The organism is Salinimicrobium sp. TIG7-5_MAKvit, from assembly GCF_049569215.1.
Classification (GTDB): domain Bacteria; phylum Bacteroidota; class Bacteroidia; order Flavobacteriales; family Flavobacteriaceae; genus Salinimicrobium; species Salinimicrobium profundisediminis.
On record NZ_CP145903.1, the window covers coordinates 555,881 to 576,769 of the forward strand.

Annotated in this window: 2 protein-coding genes; both read left to right on the forward strand. The window is 42.0% G+C overall.

Annotated features, from left to right (window positions below; genetic code table 11):
* Window positions 1-214 precede the first annotated feature (214 nt).
* Window positions 215-10,870 (forward strand): PKD-like domain-containing protein, encoded by a 10,656-nt coding sequence (locus V5739_RS02595; RefSeq protein WP_423819536.1) that lies wholly within the window; start codon window positions 215-217, stop codon window positions 10,868-10,870.
* Window positions 10,871-11,025: 155 nt separating this feature from the next.
* Window positions 11,026-20,796, forward strand: coding sequence for an HYR domain-containing protein (locus V5739_RS02600; RefSeq protein WP_423819537.1), 9,771 nt, complete (start codon window positions 11,026-11,028; stop codon window positions 20,794-20,796).
* Window positions 20,797-20,889: the final 93 nt, after the last annotated feature.

Here is a 20,889-nt window from a genome sequence, read left to right on the forward strand (position 1 = left end):
GACTCTTTTAAACCTTTGCCAAGGCAAGAGTTTTTATCATAAAATTATTACATACAGAAAGTTAAATTAAAATAGAATAAGTTAAATCCTCACCTCTGAACGTTTTTTTCGGCCTTTAGCCGAAAGCCCTGATAATTTAAGTTAATTCGCAGTACCTTAGACTGTTAAGGCACCCCTCGGTCTTAACTCCCCCCTTCCCCAATATGCTGTGAATATGGTTAAAAAACTATTCTTTAAAGTTTTCACTTTTTGGGCTTTTATTCTTACCTCGATTTTGGGGTGGGGGCAATGTCCTACGTCTGTAAATATCACTGCATCACCGGGAACAACGATTTGTGCAGGGGAACCTGTGGAATTTACCGCCGCCCTGGATGGAACCGGAACAAATATCCTTTACCAGTGGCAGGTTAACGGTCTAAACCAGGGCTTAAAAACTCCTTCCAATACTTTTACCACTAATACTCTTCAGGATGGACATACTGTTAGAGTGGTTGTTACAGCCGATTGCTTAGCTACACCTTTGACGAGTAATTCTCTTGCAGTAACTGTGAACCCAATTCCCACAGTAACTACAGCAAACACAGCAACAATATGCAGTGGTGCAAGTCCCAATATCGCGTTGACTGCTTCTACACCCAGCTCGTTTTCCTGGACAGTAGGAACCGTTACAGGAGGCATTACAGGTGCAAGTGCAGGATCGGGATCTACAATAAATCAAGTTTTAACCAATCCCAGCAGTTCAGCTGCAGGAACGGTTCAGTATATCGTCACACCTACTGCTACAACAGGAAATTGTGAAGGGAACCCTTACACAATTACGGTAACAGTAAATCCAAAACCGTCGGTAACAACCACAAATTCAATCGAGGTATGTAGTGGAACAAGTCCGAATATCTCCTTAAGTGCTTCTACGCCCAGTTCCTTTTCCTGGACAGTAGGTACTATCACAGGAGGAATAACAGGGGCAAGTGCTGGTTCGGGAACTACAATTAATCAGACCCTCACGAATACAGGCAGTACACCAGGTACAGTAGAATATGTCGTAACTCCAACGGCTAACTCAGGAAGTTGTACAGGTACACCATATACAATCACAGTAACAGTAAATCCAAAACCAACCGTGACTACTGCCGGCACTGCAACCGTATGCAGTGGTGAAAGTCCCAATATCCCATTGACAGCTTCTACCCCCAGTTCGTTTTCCTGGACTGTAGGAACCGTCACAGGAGGCATCACGGGTGCAAATGCAGGATCGGGAACTACAATTAATCAGGTTCTTAATAACCCAGGCAACTCAGCAGCAGGAACAGTCCAATATATCGTAACACCCACAACTACTACGGGAAGTTGTGCAGGGGAAGCTTATACCATTACAGTAACAGTAAATCCAAAACCATCTGTAACAACAGCAAATACAGCAACAATATGCAGTGGGGCAAGTCCTAATATTGCATTGACTGCATCTACACCCAGTACTTTCTCCTGTACCGTAGGTTCCAATACTGGAAATATTTCAGGTGCAAGTGCAGGATCGGGATCCACAATAAACCAGACCCTAACCAATCCCAGCAACTCAGCAGCAGGAACAGTTGAATATATTGTAACACCAACAGCGACTACAGGAAGTTGTGCAGGGGAACCTTATAAGATTACGGTAACAGTAAATCCGGAACCATCTGTAACTACTGCAAATACAGCAACAGTTTGTAGTGGTGCAAGTCCTAATATTGCACTGACTGCATCTACACCGGGTACTTTCTCCTGGACCTTAGGATCCATTACAGGAAATATTTCAGGTGCAAGTGCAGGATCGGGAACTACCATTAATCAGACACTAACTAACCCCAGCACCTCGGCAGCGGGGACAGTTGAGTATATTGTAACACCAACAGCGACTACAGGGAGTTGTGCAGGGGAACCTTATAAGATTACGGTTACAGTAAATCCAAAACCATCTGTAACTACTGCAAATACAGCAACAGTATGTAGTGGCTTCGGACCAAATATTTCATTGGCTGCTTCTACCGCAAGTTCATTTTCATGGGCCGTCGGAACCATTACGGGAGGTATTACAGGTGCAGGTGCGGGAAATGGATCAACAATAAATCAACCATTAAGCAACCCCAGCAATACAACAACAGGTACAGTAGAATATATTGTTACCCCTACAACTAATGCAGGAAATTGTGCAGGTGAACCTTACACAATTACGGTGACGGTGAACCCGACTCTCGTACCTTCTGTCACCATCTCATCAACTTCAAATGATATTTGTACTACAACAGCCTCGGGCTCAACTCCGGTAACCTTTACCGCCACCCCGATTCACCCTGGAACAAACCCATCCTACCAATGGAAAAACGGCACAACCAATGTAGGTACTAACAGTCCTACATTTACAGCAAATTCATTAGCTGCTGGTTCTCAAATTTCAGTGGTAATGACTTCAAATGCTATCTGCGGATCGCCTGTTAATGCAACAAGTAATATTATTACGATGAAAGGTTTTACACCTCCTGTAACTCCAGTGTTTATAGCCACAACTGGAAACATAAATATCTCATCTGTCATTTGTCCTCCGGTTTCAGGATTAGTCTATACAGTTACTCCAGATACTAACGTGTCCTCCTATATTTGGGAATTGCCATCTGGATGGAAAATTATTGGAGGGGAAGGCACCAATTCAATTACAGTTGATGTAACAGGAGCTGCTGCCTCAGGAGGAAATTTTAATATCACGGCTTCAGCTAAGAATGCCTGTGGTATTAGCTCTAAAAAATCTTTTACTGTAAATGTCAACAAATCTGCTTCAGTATATGCTGGAATTGACAAAACCATCTGTAAAGGAGGCTCAATTGTACTTTCTGGAGAATCCAATGGTTATGCTCAAAAATACAATTGGACTGCTACACCAGCTGTCGGAGATTTCAGCAAAAAAACTATTCTAAATCCAACCTACTCTCCTCCTTCAACATTTACTGGCACAATAGAACTTTCACTAATTAGTACTCAGGAACCAGGAAATGTTAATTGTCCGGTAGTTGCCGACAAAATGATTCTAACAGTGAACGCACCACCTGCAATCACTACTCAACCTTCGACGACTCCACAAGTCCTATGTCTTAATGCTGCTGCTTCTCCCTTATCAGTTACAGCTAGTGGAGCCGGGTTAACATATCAATGGTATAGCAATACAACCAATTCTAATACCGGAGGTACTGTAATAAATGGAGCTACATCTGCTACTTATACTCCGTTAACTACTGCTCAGGGAACCACATATTATTATGTAGTTGTCAGCGGAGCATGTACTCCGCCTGTGACCAGCAACGTGTCAGGGCCGATAACCGTGAACGCTCCACCTGCAATTACAGCTCAGCCGTCAACCAGTGAACAAGTCGTATGTTTTAATGGTACTGCAACCCCATTATCAGTTACAGCTACCGGCGCCGGATTGACATATCAGTGGTACAGCAATACAACTAATGCAAATACCGGAGGCACTGCAATTAATGGAGCTACTTCTGCTACTTATACACCAGTAGCAACAACAGCAGGAATTCGGTATTATTATGTAATCGTCAGCGGAACATGTACTCCCCCGGTGGCCAGCGGAGTATCCGGCGCGGTAAACGTGCATACATCTCCCGCAATCACTGCACAGCCTTCTACAACTGATCAAGCTTTGTGTCTGAATGATACTGCCACAGAATTATTTGTCACAGCTACCGGAGAAGACCTAACCTACCAATGGTACAGCAATACAACTATTTCAAATGCCGGAGGTACTGCAATAAGTGGGGCTAATGCCGCTACTTATACTCCGGTAACCAGTACTCCAGGTACTTTATATTATTATGTAATTATCGGTGGATCCTGTACTCCTGAAGTGACAAGTAATTTTTCTGGAGCAGTAACAGTTAACTCCCCACCCACTATCATTGCTCAGCCTTCTACAACTGAACAGATTTTATGTGTGAACGATACTGCCACGGAATTATCTGTAACAGCTACCGGAGAAGATCTATTCTATCAATGGTACAGTAATTCAACTAATTCAAATACCGGAGGTAATGCAATTAATGGAGCTACTGCCGCTATTTTTTCTCCGGAAACCAGTACTCCAGGCACATTGTATTATTATGTTGTTGTTGGGGGAGCATGCACTCCTGCAGTGACCAGTGATATTTCTGGAGCGGTAACTGTAAACTCTCCACCCACTATCACTACTCAGCCTTCTACAACTGAACAAACTTTATGCTTGAACGATACTGCTACAGAATTGTCTGTAACTGCTACCGGAGAAGAACTAACTTACCAATGGTACAGTAATTCAACGAATTCAAATACCGGAGGTAATGCAATAAATGGAGCTACTGCCGCCACTTTCCTTCCCGAAACCAGTACTCCGGGAACTTTGTACTATTATGTTGTTGTTAGTGGAGCATGCACTCCTGAAGTGACAAGTAGTGTTTCAGGAGCGGTAACTGTGAATGCTCCTCCGGCAATCACCGCTCAGCCTTCTGCCACTGAGCAAATCTTATGCTTTGAGGATCCTGCCGCAGAATTGTCGATTACAGCTACAGGAGAAGAACTAACCTACCAATGGTACAGTAATTCAACGAATTTAAATACCGGAGGTACTGCAATAAATGGAGCTACTGCCGCCACTTTCCTTCCTGAAACCAGTACTCCGGGAATTATATACTATTACGTAATTGTAGGTGGAGCATGTACTCCCGAAGTGACCAGTGATGTTTCAGGTGCGGTAACCGTAAATGAGCCGGTAGAGATCATAACAGATCTCGACGATTCGACACCAATAGAAGCTTGTGCAGGTTTCCCGGTTGAATTTTCCATAGAAGCAACAGGAACCGGTCTGACTTATGAATGGACAAAAGATGGAAATCCTGTTGGAACCAATTCCCCCACCTTAAATATCGCCCAGGCCGATGCTTCTGATGCCGGATTTTATACTGTTCTGGTAAAAGGGACTGCTCCCTGCTCCAATGTGCAGTCCACGAAACAAGTCGAACTCAGAGTAAATCAAACTATCACGATCACCAGTCAACCTGAACCTATCCTTCCCGTCTGCCTGGGAGAAAATGCTGTTGAAATTGGTGTTGTCGCTACCGGAAACATCTATGACTATGTTTGGAGAAAAAATAGGATACCAATCTTCGATGGATCAAAATACTCGGGCACAACAACCGCAAATTTGATCATTAAAAATTTAGCTCTGGAAAATTCTGATATTTATGATGTAGTAATAAGCAGTCCTGAAGGAAGTTGTTCGCAAATTATTTCTAATCCGGCCACAGTAACTGTTTATTCACCTCCTGAAGTTGAAGCGGGAGAAGATATAGAAATTTGTAGCACTTCAACGAGTATTGACATTGGCACAGGAGCTACTGCCACAAATTACAGCTCTCTCGCCTGGACCACGAATGGAGCAGGACAAATCTTAAATGCAACAGATTTAAATGGAGCAACTTATGCTCCTGTGGCAGCAGACTTTGGTAATACCCTTATATTTACTTTAACTGCTAAATTCGAAGTTGGAGGTGTTCAGGTATGTGAAGATGCTGTAGATACTAGAAGTCTAACAATAATACCTCAACCAGTCATAACTGAATTCAGCTATCATCCCAGCGACAACAGTGCTGTTTCCACCGAATTTTGTGAAACAGACATTGCCACCTATACTCCTCATATTGCCGGAAATAATCTTACTAACGGGACCGGCATATTTTCTGTAAATGACACCGCCCTTATCCTGGATACAACTACTGGTGCAATTTCTCCAAATGGCACCGCGCCGGGAGAATACCTGGTTACCTATACCTACACTATAACTTCACAGGAAGCAGGTTGTACAGTTGCCGAAAAGACCTTCAAAGTAACCATAGGAGAAAAACCTGTAGCCGATTTTACTTATGGGGAGAATCCATTTTGTAATGATTCAGAAAATATTACTCCCAGTTTTCTAAATGAAGGAGTGGCCGGCACTTTTAGCTCTTCTATGGAAGGACTCGTATTTGCTAATGCAGCTACGGGAGAAATTGATGTGGCCGCCAGTGCACCCGGCACCTATGAAATAATTAATACTGTAGATTATTCTACCCAGGGTTGTGCTATAGTAACTCATGCTGCATCTATTACAATTAATCAAAAACCGAATCCCAATTTCTCCTACTCTACAACAGAATTTTGCTCAGCTTCTGAAGCGGAACAAACAATTGCCCCAATTCTGGAAGATGGTGCAGTTACGGGTAGTTTTACTTATACAGCAACTCCCGAAGGAGCTATCCTTGTTCTGGACACAACAACGGGAAATATTGATATAATGAACAGTGATGCCGGAAGTTACGTCATTACGAACACGGTGAATGTTGACGCCGATGGGTGTGATGTGGTAGAAGGTTCTTTTTCAATTAATATCGAAAAAAAATCCGATGCCTGGTTTGAATACAGCAGTACTTCCTTTTGCATCTCCACAAAAAGCGCCTCGGTTGTGAATGGTTTTGAAACCGGGGGAACTTTTTCCAGCCCCACTTTGGGAAGTCGCATTAACGCTACTACTGGTGCAATTACCTGGACTGATACAGATGCCATTACCGGCACGCACGAAATTACTTATACTATTGAAGGGAAAGGAGTTTGCGAAGACGTAAGCAGTACTGTGGAAATAAATATTGATCCATTACCAGTTGGCGGGAAATTAGCTTTTGAAGATCTTGTTAATACCAATAACAACGGCAGGATATTCATGATCTGCCAGGGGGCGACTTCTGGATATTTACCCATTACCCTATCAGGTCATACAGGAAACATCCTGGCATGGAAATATAGTATTAACGGTGCTTCCTGGATTACAATTCCGGGAGAAGAAGGAAATTTTACCGGCAATGTGTTATCTGCCTCTACAATACAGGGTTTATACCTACCTGAAACAACAGTGTTTAGGGTAGAAATAGGTAGTGGGGCCTGTAGCCCTAATGTTTTCTCCCAAACTGCAATTCTGAGTGTTATTCCGACAGATATAACTCCCAGCTCCGTAACAGTAAGTGAAAGTGTTGTCTGTTTGGGAGATACTGTAACCTTAAGTTCAGAAACGGGTTATACCAACACCGTTCCCACAGTTGAAAACGGGAATTTTGATAATGCAGGACTTAAAAATAAAGGATGGCGTTTTAGACTCGACGGAAAAGATATGAACTTCGAAACCAACGCCAACAATACCAACCAGGATTTTTGGTCAAGAGCTACTCCACATAATTTTAACACAGCAAATTATAATACGAGTCCATACTCAATGAATCCTATGAGGTGGGATTCGGGAATTGAAGATGGAAATAAAGGTTTTGCACTGGTCTCGGGGGCTCATAATGCTACCATGGAAACTAACATTTTTAGTATAGGAGCAATGGATCAGGCAATTGTAACTTTCGATCAGGCTTACAACCTAACACCCGGAGCCACAATAACTGTAGAAATTTCTGAAGATGGAGGAAATACATATCAGGCAGTTCTATTTACCATGAGTGGTAGTGCCTCCAGTGGCAATTACAGTAGTTTTGGAACCGGCACTCCCCAATCCCGGCCTAAGAACAAAATTGTCTTAGATCTCGGCAATTTCCTGGGAAAAAGCAATCTGAGATTGAAATTTACCTTTGATGGTGCAAAAGATGGAGATATTTGGGCTGTAGATGGTATAAAATTACCTGAAGGTCCCAGAAATGTTACTATTGAATGGAATGATTATACAGATCCTCAACAGGTTATTCCTATTGGAACTACTAATTCAGTTCAATATGCCCCAAAACAAATTGGTCTTAACGTTTTTGAAGTAAAGACAAAATTAGTTTTCGACTCCACCGGAAATGCCTGTGAGGTAGCCGAAAATGCCGAAAACATAGAGGTTTTTGTTTTTGATAAATACACCACCACGGTCTCAGCAGAATATGGTAGCTGCGGAAATTTTGAAGCCCAACTTTCTGCTTCAGTATTAAATGGGAAGAATGAGCCCGTGATCAGTTACCCCACTCCAGACGGTTTTGTGGGTAAATGGTCTATTGAAGGAGCAGGGGCAACTTTAGTGGATTCTAATCCCAATGATAATATTGCGGCGGAAAATGACCCTAATGCTACGCTTCTTACCACAGCAGCAGGAACATACAATGTATCATGGATCCTTGAACCTACAGAAAAGGATGAAAATGGAAACCTTTATGAAAATCCGGAAACCTGTGCTCCACAAGTCGATTCATTAGAGGTAATTATTAAGGGCTGTATTGCTTTAGACTTTGATGGGGAAGACGACCACATACTCATTGATGATCCCTATAATGAAGTTGTAAGTTTTGAAGCCTGGATAAGGCCCGAAGTATCTGGTGGAACTATAATCTCAGGCTCAAATTTTAATATCACCACTCCGGCTGAAATTACTCCAAACACCAGGTGGTACCATATTGCAATTTCTAATGGGAAATTATATGTAGACGGAGTAGAAAAAACAAATTTCACTTTAGGTAGTGGCAACGGTCCTCAAACTATCATAGGAGCTCAACTGCTTAATGGCAAAACAACTAACTTCTATTCCGGCTGGATAGAGGAAGTTAGATTATGGAAAAAAGCGCTGACAGTTGAACAGATAAGATTTATGATGAATCAGCGTCTTATTGCGAATGGCACTCAAATGGGAGAACAAATTCCTATGAATGTACCCGGTGGGCTGAATTATTCAGACCTGGCAGGATACTACAGATTGATCTCGGCAACACCCGAACCTTTACCCACTAGTCCAGTTATCTTCTTACCAGAAGATATGCCACTTAATGGGTTAACCCCAGATCGTGCTGCAACAGCATCTCCGGGAAGGTTAGTCAATATGGAAACGAATCAGGAGAATACTGCACCCCTTCCCTATTATTCTGGTAAAGATGGAATTTGGGGAACAGATGATACCTGGTTGCGCCCTGAAGTTTGGGACCCTCCGCATACAGGTACTATTGATTGGAACATAGTAAAAACTTCTCATCATATCACTTCCGGTAATCGGGACATTACAGTCCTGGGCTTATTATCTGAAAGTAATGTACTTGATATGGAAGGAGCGAATCCCACAGGATGGACGAGCGGTGGAAGTGGAAATAGACTTTTTATCTCCCATTACCTCCTGCTTGATGGTATTATTGACCTCAATGGAGAATCACAACTTATTCAACCTGATGGAAGTATCGTAGATCAGACTTCGGGTATAAACCGGGAAGTAACAGGTTTCCTGGATAGAGACCAACAGGGAACTGCCAGCAGCTATAATTACAATTACTGGTCTTCCCCTGTAAGTCCCGGAGGCCTTAACGCCGATTATTCTGTAGGAACAGTTATGATGGATGGAACAACCCCTACCCCCGCTAAGATCAACTTTGGCAACGCCTACAATCACGCCGATGCTGGTTTTACAAACCCGCGCAAAGTGAGTACTTACTGGCTTCACAAGTTTCATGGTACGGCAAATAATTACTTTAGGTGGGAACATATTGGAAGTACAGGAGTTTTGCAGGTTGGTGAAGGCTACAGTATGAAAGGCACCTCTGGTAGTGCAGCTATACTCGACCCTCAAAACTATACCTTTAGAGGGCTCCCAAACAACGGTACCATTTTAATGGAAACTATGAATGCCACGGGCACAGGAGAAAATTATCTTTTAGGTAATCCATATCCGTCAGCTATTGATGCCGATGAATTTATTCTCGACAATATGCGAGACGTCGTCAATGGCCGAAATACTTCCAACGTCTTTAACGGAACCATCTATTTCTGGTCGCATTTTGCCAATAAAACTCATTATCTCGAAGAATATATTGGCGGCTATGCTACCTATAATCTCTCAGGCGGTGTAATTGCTGTCGCTATAGATGACCGGATTAATGCTACTGAAGATGAAGGCGGGCGCATTCCGCAGCAGTTCATTCCGGTAGGCCAGGGCTTTTTTGTCAATACCCGCTTAGATCCTGAAATTGTAAATATTTCAAATATAACTATCCATGGCGGGCAGGTTATATTTAGGAATAATCAAAGACTATTTGTTACTGAAAATGATGCTAAAAAATCAGTTTTTCACTACCAGGAAAAGAAAGAAATTTCAGGAATTGAGGACACAAATACCTCAAAGTCAGAACAACAGCGTATTTGGCTGAAATTTAAATCTCCAAAAGGATATCACCGACAAATTTTAGTCACTGCCGATCCCAATGCTACCGATAACTTCGATTTGGGTTATGACGCCCCTCTTATTGAAAATAATATTGAAGATATGTACTGGTACTTTAACAATAACGAATTTGTGATACAGGGAGTTGGAGATTTTAACCTGGAACGGGAGCTTCAGCTGGGGGTGAAGATAAAAGAACAAGGAGTTGTAAAGATTAGCATAGATAGATTGGGTAACATTGCAGAAGATCAGGAAATATTCCTGAAAGACAGCATCACAGGCACAATTCATAATTTAAAACAGGAACCTTTTACTACAGAAGTTGAAGAAGGTGTGTTTACAGATCGTTTTAAACTGGTCTTTAAAGATGATACCCCTGTAGTAGAGCCTGAAGATCCCGTTATTGTAGACGATGGGCCCTTCAAAGTCCAGTACCTGAATGAAGACAGAATCATTTTAATTAAAAATCCCGAACTGATAAAGGTCAATAGAATCTATCTGAACAACCTCTCAGGGCAGCAGGTTCACGTCTACTACAATATCCCGTTAACAATAAAAGAAGAGCTACCTGTAGAACGCTTTAGTGCTGGAGTATATATTCTGAAGCTGCATACAGCACAGGGAATCATTACCAAAAAAGTAATTCTGGAGTAGATCCGGGTTTGCACCTTGCGAATAATACTTACTAAAATTTTCTTAGCTTTATGCACTTTAGCCAAGTTTGGAGCCTTTAATCTATTAAAATATAGTAAAAATTTAAGGCTTTGTTTTTTTTCCTACTTTTACCACCTGATTTCTAATGGTTTGGTATGGAGAAATATTTTACTCCTGTTAAGATATGTATACTATTTTTACTGGTCGGCTCCCCTGTATTAGGTGCCTTCTGGTCGCGCCCAGATCTCAAATCCTTTAGTTACCCTCAACCATCTGAAAATTATACCGCTCCCTGGTATGAATCGCCTAAAGGAATTTTTGCCCTTGGCTTCAATAATAATACTGAAAACGCCACGGTCACAGCTCCAGCTGATGTTCAAAAGAGGACCGATTCCGGCAAATGTTCAGCATTCATAAATATTCCGGAAGCATCTTTTACCGGGAACAGTCTTACCTGGTCCATGAGTGGTGCAACAAGCGATTCCGGTACAGGACAGGTAGGCACGCATACTTTTGAAAAAGGGGTAACTACTATTGTTTTCACTTCTAGCGGTGATAATTCTTCTACAGATCAGGATTCTATGACGGTTACCATTAAGGACGAAGAAGCGCCAGAAATAAATGTGGGAAATAATATTACCAAGAACACAGACAACGGAAAGTGTACCGCTTCCATCGCTATTCCGAATGTAAGTTTTAGCGACAACTGTTCAGGGGAAACCTTGAGCTGGACCATGACCGGCGTTACTTCAGGTAATGGAACTGGCCAGGTGGGCACCAAAACTTTCAGTATTGGAAAAACCACCATTAATTACACCGTCACTGACGCAGCCGGATTAACGGCTTCAGGAGCTATCGACATAACTGTTACCGATAATGAGGCTCCAAAAATAACCCTCGGAAATGACATTTCTGACACCACAGATCCCGGACAGTGTACGGCAGCCATTGCGATACCGAATGTGACCTTTAGCGATAACTGTTCAGGAGAAACCTTGAGCTGGACCATGAGTGGTGTTACTTCAGGAAATGGAACAGGTCAGGTGGGCACCAAAACCTTCAGTATTGGAAAAACCACCATTAATTACACCGTCACTGACGCAGCCGGATTAAAGGCTTCAGGAGCTATAGACATTACGGCTACCGATAATGAAGCGCCAAAAATAACACTCGGAAATGACATTTTTGAGAGTACAGATACAGGAAAGTGTACCGCTTCCATTGCTATTCCGAATGTGAGTTTTAGCGACAACTGTTCAGGAGAAACCTTGAACTGGACCATGGGTGGTGTTACTTCAGGAAACGGAACAGGTCAGGTGGGTACCAAAACCTTCAACATTGGAAAAACCACCATTAATTACACCGTCACCGATGCAGCAGGATTAACCGCTTCAGGAGCTATCGACATAACTGTTACCGATAATGAGGCTCCAAAAATCACACTCGGAAATGACATTTTTGAGAGTACAGATACAGGAAAGTGTACGGCTTCAATCGCTGTACCGAATATGAGTTTCAGCGATAACTGTTCAGGGGAAACCTTGAGCTGGACCATGACCGGAGTGACATCAGGAAATGGAACAGGTCAGGTGGGCACCAAAACCTTCAATATTGGAAAAACCACCATTAGTTACACTGTCACCGATGCAGCAGGATTAAAGGCTTCAGGAGCTATAGAAATTTCGGTTACCGATGATGAAGCGCCAAAAATCACCCTTGGAAATGACATTTTTGAGAGTACAGATACAGGAAAGTGTACCGCTTCCATCGCTATTCCAAATGTGAGTTTTAGCGATAACTGTTCGGGGGAAATTTTGAGCTGGACCATTAGCGGTGTTACTTCAGGAAACGGATCAGGTCAGGTGGGTACTAAAACCTTCAGCATTGGAAAAACCACAATTAATTACACTGTCACCGACGCAGCAGGATTAACGGCTTCAGGAGCTATAGAAGTTACTATTGAAGATAAAGAAGCTCCCACCCTGCCTAACATCAGCACGCTAGAGAATTGGAGTTGCGGGGAAGCTATTCCTGTTCCTGTGGCACAGGATAATTGTTCAGGTGAAATTCAAGGGGAAACCCCAAAGCTCATTTTTGATGGTCCGGGACAATATACGGTTACCTGGACTTTCACTGATGATAAAGGAAACTTCAGTACTAAAGACCAAACCATTAATATTCCTGAACCCACCGTTGATGTGCCATCAATTAACGGCAGCGAGTTTTGCAATACGGAAGAAATTCCTGCCATAGCATTCACAGGGAACTCTTTGGAAAACAAATCTTATTCCTGGTCTTATAAAAGTGCTTCCGAAAGCAGTCTTGATATTGGACTGACTTCCAGTGGAACGGGAAACATCCCGGCTTTTACAGCCAAGAACAACACGAATGAATCTGTTACCGCCGTATTTGAAGTTATTCCTTTTGGGAATGCCTGTGAAGGGGAAGCGATAAACTTTTCCCTTACAGTTCACCCTACTCCTACCATCACAAAACCTAATGATATTGTGCTATGTGAAGGAGAAACTGTTACCACGATTGACCTTTCAAACTTTTCGGTAACAGGAAGTGAAGTGGCGTGGAGTAATGATAACACCAATATTGGTCTTAGTCCTTCAGGAAATGGAGATATTTCTGCATTTGTCGCCACCACTAATGGCACTTATGTGACCCAGGTAGCCACTATTAGCCTGACTCCTTCAGCAAATGGCTGTACAGGAGAAGTAGAGACCTTCACCATAACTGTAAAACCGAAGCCGGAAGTAAATGTTTTTCCTGACTCCCAGACGTATTGTAACGGTCAAACAACAGAGATCCTGCCTCTTGGCGCTAATGTAACCGGCACTAAATTCAATATTTCTGGTGGTTCGGCTGTTGGATTATCCAACAGGACTAATGTGACTGAAATCCCGGCGTTTACTGCTAAAACCGGAACGGCAACTGTGACGATTACCCCTGTGGTAAATGGGTGTACGGGAACACCTGTAAGCTATGATGTGATGGTAAACCCCACCCCGACAGTTTCAGTAAGCCCGGCCAGCCAGCAAATATGTTCCGGAGAAAGCACCTCCATTAACTTAAGCGGCAGTGGGACTTCATTTTCCTGGACAATTGCCGAAGTGGGAAATGATATCACCGGAGCTTCTGAAGGCTCGGGAAATCAGATTATTCAAACGCTTTCCAATAGCAGCTCCCAGCCCCAGGTTGTAAAATACCGAATTGTCCCTGAAGCAAATGGATGTACTGGTACGCCCATAAGTGTGACTGTTACGGTGAATCCTACACCTCAACTCACAATTGATATTCCCGAATGTAAAACCTCTGTAGATCTAACCGATCCAACAATTAAAACCGGATCAACTCCCGGCCTCACTTATACCTATTATAGCAATGCTGAAGTTACAAATCAACTTCAAAGTCCTTCTGAAGTTGGCATGGGGAACTATTATATTAAAGGGACATCGGCTTCGGGCTGTTCGGTGATTGAAGAAGTAAGTGTTGACAAAATTTTACCTGTATTAACCAGTGCTGATTTGATGCCTGAAATTTGTTCTGGGAGCACTTTTTCTTATTCATTTGAAAGTAATATTCCAGTCTCTGAATACAACTGGAATCGACCTAACCTCTCCGGAATTAATGGTTCTGCTAGCGGTACGGGTAATATTGAAGAAAAACTCACAAATAATACTTCCGAAACAATAATAGTTACCTATGAGATCATTATTGATGCAGAGAATGGCTGTATTGCAGGGGATGAAGAAGTTATTACAGTAAGAGTTCCGGTTCTTCCTGAACCCTCTCTTACAGGGGATAAAAACTTTGAAGTCTGTGGTAATTTCCCCATTTCTACAAATAATGGAGCAAATTTAGACGAAACAAACTTAACCTGGACAATGGTTCCCACTAGTGGGATTGTTGCTTCCAAAGCCAGTGGATCCGGGACTGTTTCTACGACTCTAAACAACACTACAGCCAATCCAATTGATGTTGAATTTATATATACTCTGAATTTTAAGAATTGTACAGCTAATCAGGAAAGTATCTTTATTGCAGTTAAGCCTGCACCACTTGTAGAGGCTTCAGCTTCGATGTCAAACCAAAATAAAGATGATGCTCAAACCGAAATTACAGTATGCCATCCGAGTAGTCCGGCTGATCCAAATACAATAAATTTATATTCCAGGGCTTCTATCTTATTCGAAACAGAAGAAACGGAATTAAATATTGATCTTGATAATTTCAACTCATGGAATTCCAGTTCCAATAGTCAAAATTGGAGTAATACCAGTAATGGTTCCACAGCTTACCAGCAGTATGATCCTACCTGTAGTTTTTGGCAAATCATTTTTGGACAGTGTCCTGTTCAAAATGTAAATTTCGAATCGAATGACGGCACCAGCTTTATTTCTGTAAATGCATCAAATGCTAATGTTAGCTCCTCTACTTTAACTCTTAAAAATAACCAGCGTTTCAGCACAGTAGGAAAGGAAAATGTAAGACTTTCTTTTTTCCATTATTTTGACAACGAATATGGGGAAGGTCATGTGGAATACCGAGCTGACGGGATTGGTTGGCGGCGTTTAGATAGTTCCCTCCCATTCGATAGAAACGTTGGCAGCCCCAACAACTTTCTATATGAGGAGTTTTTCATCCCGAGTAACCTAAGTAATGTACAGATTCGCTTCAGATATATTGGTGGTTATAACGATCGTTATTGGGCTATTAATAATATTGAAATTAAAGGGGAAGGAATCGCTCCACCAGCTATTATCTGGACACGATCGGATGATCCTGAATGGCGGGTAGAAGGAAAAGCAGACCTTTCCCCTGTAGATATAGGTATCGTAGATCAAACAACTACTTTTACTGCTACCTACACCTATGATGGCATTGGAAATGACAATAATTGTAATGTGGGACAAGATATTGTAACGGTCAATGTATTGCCTCCTGTAAAACCAAAAATTGAAGCCGATTACTGTGCGTATCCCAATGATCCAAATAAAATTCGATTATATGTAGAAGGTTCTTACGATACCTACTCCTGGACAGCGTCTGGTGAAGAAATATCTACAGGTTCTGAAGTGGATGTTAAGACAGCCCAAGGCTATACTTTGACAGTCACAAAAGATGGCTGTAAAGGCTCGGCAAGTATTGACATTTCTGAAAATCTCATTACTAATGGAGACTTTGAGGCAGGTAACAATAGCTTTACTACACAATATGGGTATCGCAATGACAATCCAAACCGAAGGGATGAATTGGTTCCCGAAGGCTTGTACGCAGTAGATGAGCATTCTAATCCTTATCATTCAGGCTTTAATGATAGCGGAGATCACACCACTGGCAATGGTAAGTTTATGATAGTGAATGGCGATCCAGATCTTGGCCAAACAGTCTGGGAAACAAATGGCTACTTAACCGTAAAAGCTAATACCGATTACTATTTTAGCGCATGGACTACCAACCTTGTATCAAGAAATAGTGAAGCTAATTATGCAAAGTTAAGGCTCGAAGTTCTTGTAGCGGGTAGTAACACTCCTGTTGCTGAATCCACTCTTGGTAACCTATGGGATCAAAGTAGAAATGCAGGTATTCCTGTTGGACAATGGATCGAGTTTTACAACCCACAACTATGGAATTCTGGCAATTATACGCAAGTTAAACTTCGCATTATAAATGAAAATACGATTCGTGATGGAAATGATTTTGGAATTGATGACATTTCATTTGCTGAATTAAGTGCTGTTGAATTTGATTTTCAACCTTCATATGATCCTGTATGTGACAATGGTGAGCTGAGGCTTTATGCAAATCTTGAAGGAGGACGTGAACCAATAACGTTTCAATGGGTCGGGCCAAATGATTTTTCCTCTACAGAAGAAAATCCCGTAATACCAAATGCTACAGCCAATGAATATGGTGGAACATACAGCCTGGTTATCACGGATTTTTATGGGTGTAACAATGAATCAAAGTCTGTAGATGTTCAAATTCAAAAAGTAAATGCCGGTGAAGATCAAACTTTGTGTTCTAATACAGGAACCGTTCAGCTGAATGGTAACATATCAGGATCAAACGATGGTGGCACCTGGTCTACCAATGGATCCGGTACTTTTTCTAATAGTAAGGCCCTGAATGCCACATATACTCCGGGAGAAGCTGATCTTACTTCTGAAAATGGGGTAATTCTTACTTTAACCTCTAATGATCCCAACGCTACCTGTACCGATGAGGTGAATATTTCTTTTTACAATTCTCCTCTTGCAACCGTTTCTGTCTCCCCTGTAAATTGTTTTGGTGCCCAGGATGGTACTGCAACTGTAACCGTGACAGAAGGGACAGGAACAGCTCCTTTCACCTATCAGTGGAAAGATCAAGACGGAAATACTGTTGGAACAACCCAAACTGTTACTAACCTTCCTCCAAGTGAATCGGGGTATTCTGTAATTGTTACAGACGCCAATGGCTGCCAGGTAGATGTTACCGGTCCTCCTGTTTTAGAGCCTTCAGCACTACAAATTGACAACACTTCGGTAACGAATGTCACCTGTTTTGACGGCGAAGATGGTAGCGCCTCAATTTCTGTCAGTGGAGGTATGATTGCGGATGATTCCCCTAATTACACTCTAACTTTACTTAACAACAACGGATCTGAAGTTGCTTCAGAAGTAAATAATACCACAGGGAATTTTGAGGTAACCAACCTTAAAGCCGGAGCTTATACTTTTACCGCAAATACAGCATTTGGTTGCACCTTGCTTTCTGAAAATATAACTATAGATCAGCCATTAGAAATTATTGTGGATGCAGGTGAAGATATCATTGTTGCTGAATGTGGCATAAGTAAAATTCAGTTAAACGCCATACCTGTAGATCCTAACCTGGGGACTGGCAGATGGGAAGTTATTGCAACTGCACCAACAACTAGTAATTCACCCATTTTTGAAAACGAATTAGCTCCAAATACCTGGTTCACGGGGCAGGCAAATACAAAGTATGAAATTAGTTGGGTGGTAACTCCTATTGTTGAAGAATGTAAAATAAGTGACACAGTAGTAATTGAACTTCCCCCCGCCTGTAGCCGATTGAACTTTGATGGAAAAGACGATTTTGTAGATCTTGGTGATCACTACGACATGGTGAACAGCAACCTCTCTATCGAAGCCTGGGTCAAACCTCATGATCTTACAGGAACAAGAACTATAATTGCTAAACGGGAAGAAGATAAATTAAATTCTGGCTACGATCTTATCTTAAGCAATGGAGCTCCTGCTTTTAGGGTCGGGAATAAGAGTGTAACTTCTGTAAACTCACTAACAACAGATCGTTGGTTTCACGTGGCAGGGGTATATACTGGCAACGAACTGCAGCTGTATGTAGATGGCATCCTGGTAAAATCCAATTCGGGTATTACTCCAAATGCTATTGTTGACAATAGTGCCCCGGCTATTATTGGAGCTACTTACGCTTCTTCTTTTAGTGGAAGTAAAAATAACTTCTCAGGCTTTATCGAAGAGGTTCGAATATGGAATACAGGAATTTCTGTTGAGCAAATAAGGTTCTACATGAATCAGCGGCTGGAGAAAACCAATGATACTCAGGTAAACGGAAGTGTCTTAGGAAATGATCTAAACCTGCCAAACGCTCCCGAAGTACAGTCGTGGAGTAAACTGCCCGGTTATTATCAACTCCTGGCCGAAGAAGACCTGATAGCTAACGGCTTTACCGTCAACCTTGGTAATCTGGGAAATACAGCAGACGGAAACCTGAAGAACATCGAAGATATGCAGGAAAACACTGCACCTCTCCCCTACAAACTTTTTACAAATGATGGTAACTGGTTTGACAAAAACACCTGGCAGCTGCCCAATCCGTACAACGGAAGAAATATTAGCATGCCAAATGTATGGAACGCTCCAAATACCAGCGGGATAAATGGGGATGCAATTAACTGGAATATTGTAGATCTTAATGGTAAAAAAGTCAACAATCCCACTTCCTCTCAGAATATTACCCTCTTGGGTTTACTTGACAAAACAGGGACTCTTACTTTAAAAGGAGAAAATAATAAGAGCGGTACCAGCCTAACACTAACTCATTATTTTAAGCTGGACGGCGTACTCGATCTCAATGGAGAATCACAGCTTTTACAGCCAGAAGGCAGTAAGGTAGAAGGATCGGGATACCTTGAACGTGACCAGCAGGGAACGGCCAGCAGCTATAACTACAATTACTGGAGTTCTCCTGTAAGTATAAAAGGAAATGCTCCCAACTCAGGATACAAACTTATTGATGTTCTTATGGACGGTAGTAAGCCAGAAAATCCCAAACCCATAGATTTTAATCCTCAGTATCATTATGCAGATCATAATTATTCTGAAGAAGGTCCTATTCGAATTAGTTCCTACTGGCTCAATCAGTTTTTCGGCAAAGCCGGGGAATACAGCAAGTGGAAACAGATCACTCCCCAAACCCTGGTTGCCACTGGAGAAGGCTTTACCATGAAAGGCTCCAGGGGAAATAAAGACATAAAGGAACTCCAAAATTACACTTTTAGAGGCATGCCCAATAATGGGCCTATTACCCTGAACATTGGACTGGATCAAAATTATTTAATTGGAAACCCATACCCTTCAGCCATTGACGCAAGTGAATTTATTAGGGATAACTTAAAGAATGTTCCCTTAGGCAGAAACTCTCAAAATGTATTTAATGGCTCAATTTATTTCTGGTCCCATTTTGCAAATAAAACCCACATTCTTACTGAATATGTAGGAGGTTACGCAATTTACAATCTGGCCGGTGGTATTCGCGCTATTGCCAATGATGCCAGGATCAATAACCAGAACCCAAACCGACAGGGCGGAAAGAAACCACGCCAGTATATTGCTGTAGGCCAGGGATTTTTTATCAATACCGTTTTAAACCCGGCATTGTCGCTTAATCCAAATGTGACAATCACAGGCGGAGAGGTTAAATTCAATAATAGCCAGCGGGTATTTCATACAGAAGCAGATTCCACAAAAGTTGTTTTCCATTCTATGGAAAAGAAAACAGTGAACCAGAATACTACAACTGAAGATACTGCTAAGGAAGAAACCAGGATGAGACTTTGGTTGAAATTTGAATCTCCGGCAGGTTACCATCGCCAGCTACTGGTAACCCGTGATACCGCTACCACTTCAGGTTTTGACCTGGGTTATGACGCACCTCTTATCGAAAATAATAAAGAGGATATGTACTGGCTTATGGGAGAAGAGGAGGATAGACTGGTAATTCAGGGAGTACCCGATTTTGATACTGAAAGGGTCTTACCTCTGGGACTTAAAATTTCTACGGAAGGAGAGTTCACCATTGCTATAGATGAAATGGAAAACATCCCCGATGACCTTCCGATATTTATTAGAGACAATGCTACCGATACTTATTACAACCTGAGAGCATCAGATTTTACTACAACAATTGAACCCGGTGAAATTCATGATCGTTACTCTCTTGTCTTCCATGAGAAAAAAGATGATACAGAAGATCCCGGTGATGGGGATGATGGTGACGATAACGGCGATGGAGATGGAAGTGGTGACGGTGATGGCGATGGAAGTGGTGACGGTGATGGCGATGGAAGTGGTGATGGCGACGGAAGTGGACAACCCGAAGAACCCACTCCTGCTCAGGGTAAATTTAATTTAATTTATTCATCACAGTATAAAGAGGTGGTAATTCAAAATCCAGGCCTGTTACCTCTCAAAAAGGCCGTTTTGTTCAATGCTTTAGGAAAGGAAATACATACCTATTCCAATATTGAGCTTGAAAAAATCAGCAAATTACCGATAAAAGTCCCAAGTAAAGGCATGTACTTTGTACGTGTTTATACCGAAGATTTTACCCGGGTGCTAAAATTCCTTGTGGACCGGATAGATTAAGGTTTTTTTGCTCAATCCTTTCATCATATTTTTATCAATACCTGAAAGATGTAACAGCACTGAATCACAACTCTCGAAAAGTTATTTCAGCAA

Excerpts from the sequence above, each read along its gene's own strand:
- V5739_RS02595 (WP_423819536.1), top strand. The coding sequence starts at position 215 with ATGGTTAAAAAACTATTCTTTAAAGTTTTCACTTTTTGGGCTTTTATT.
- V5739_RS02600 (WP_423819537.1), top strand. The coding sequence starts at position 11,026 with ATGGAGAAATATTTTACTCCTGTTAAGATATGTATACTATTTTTACTG.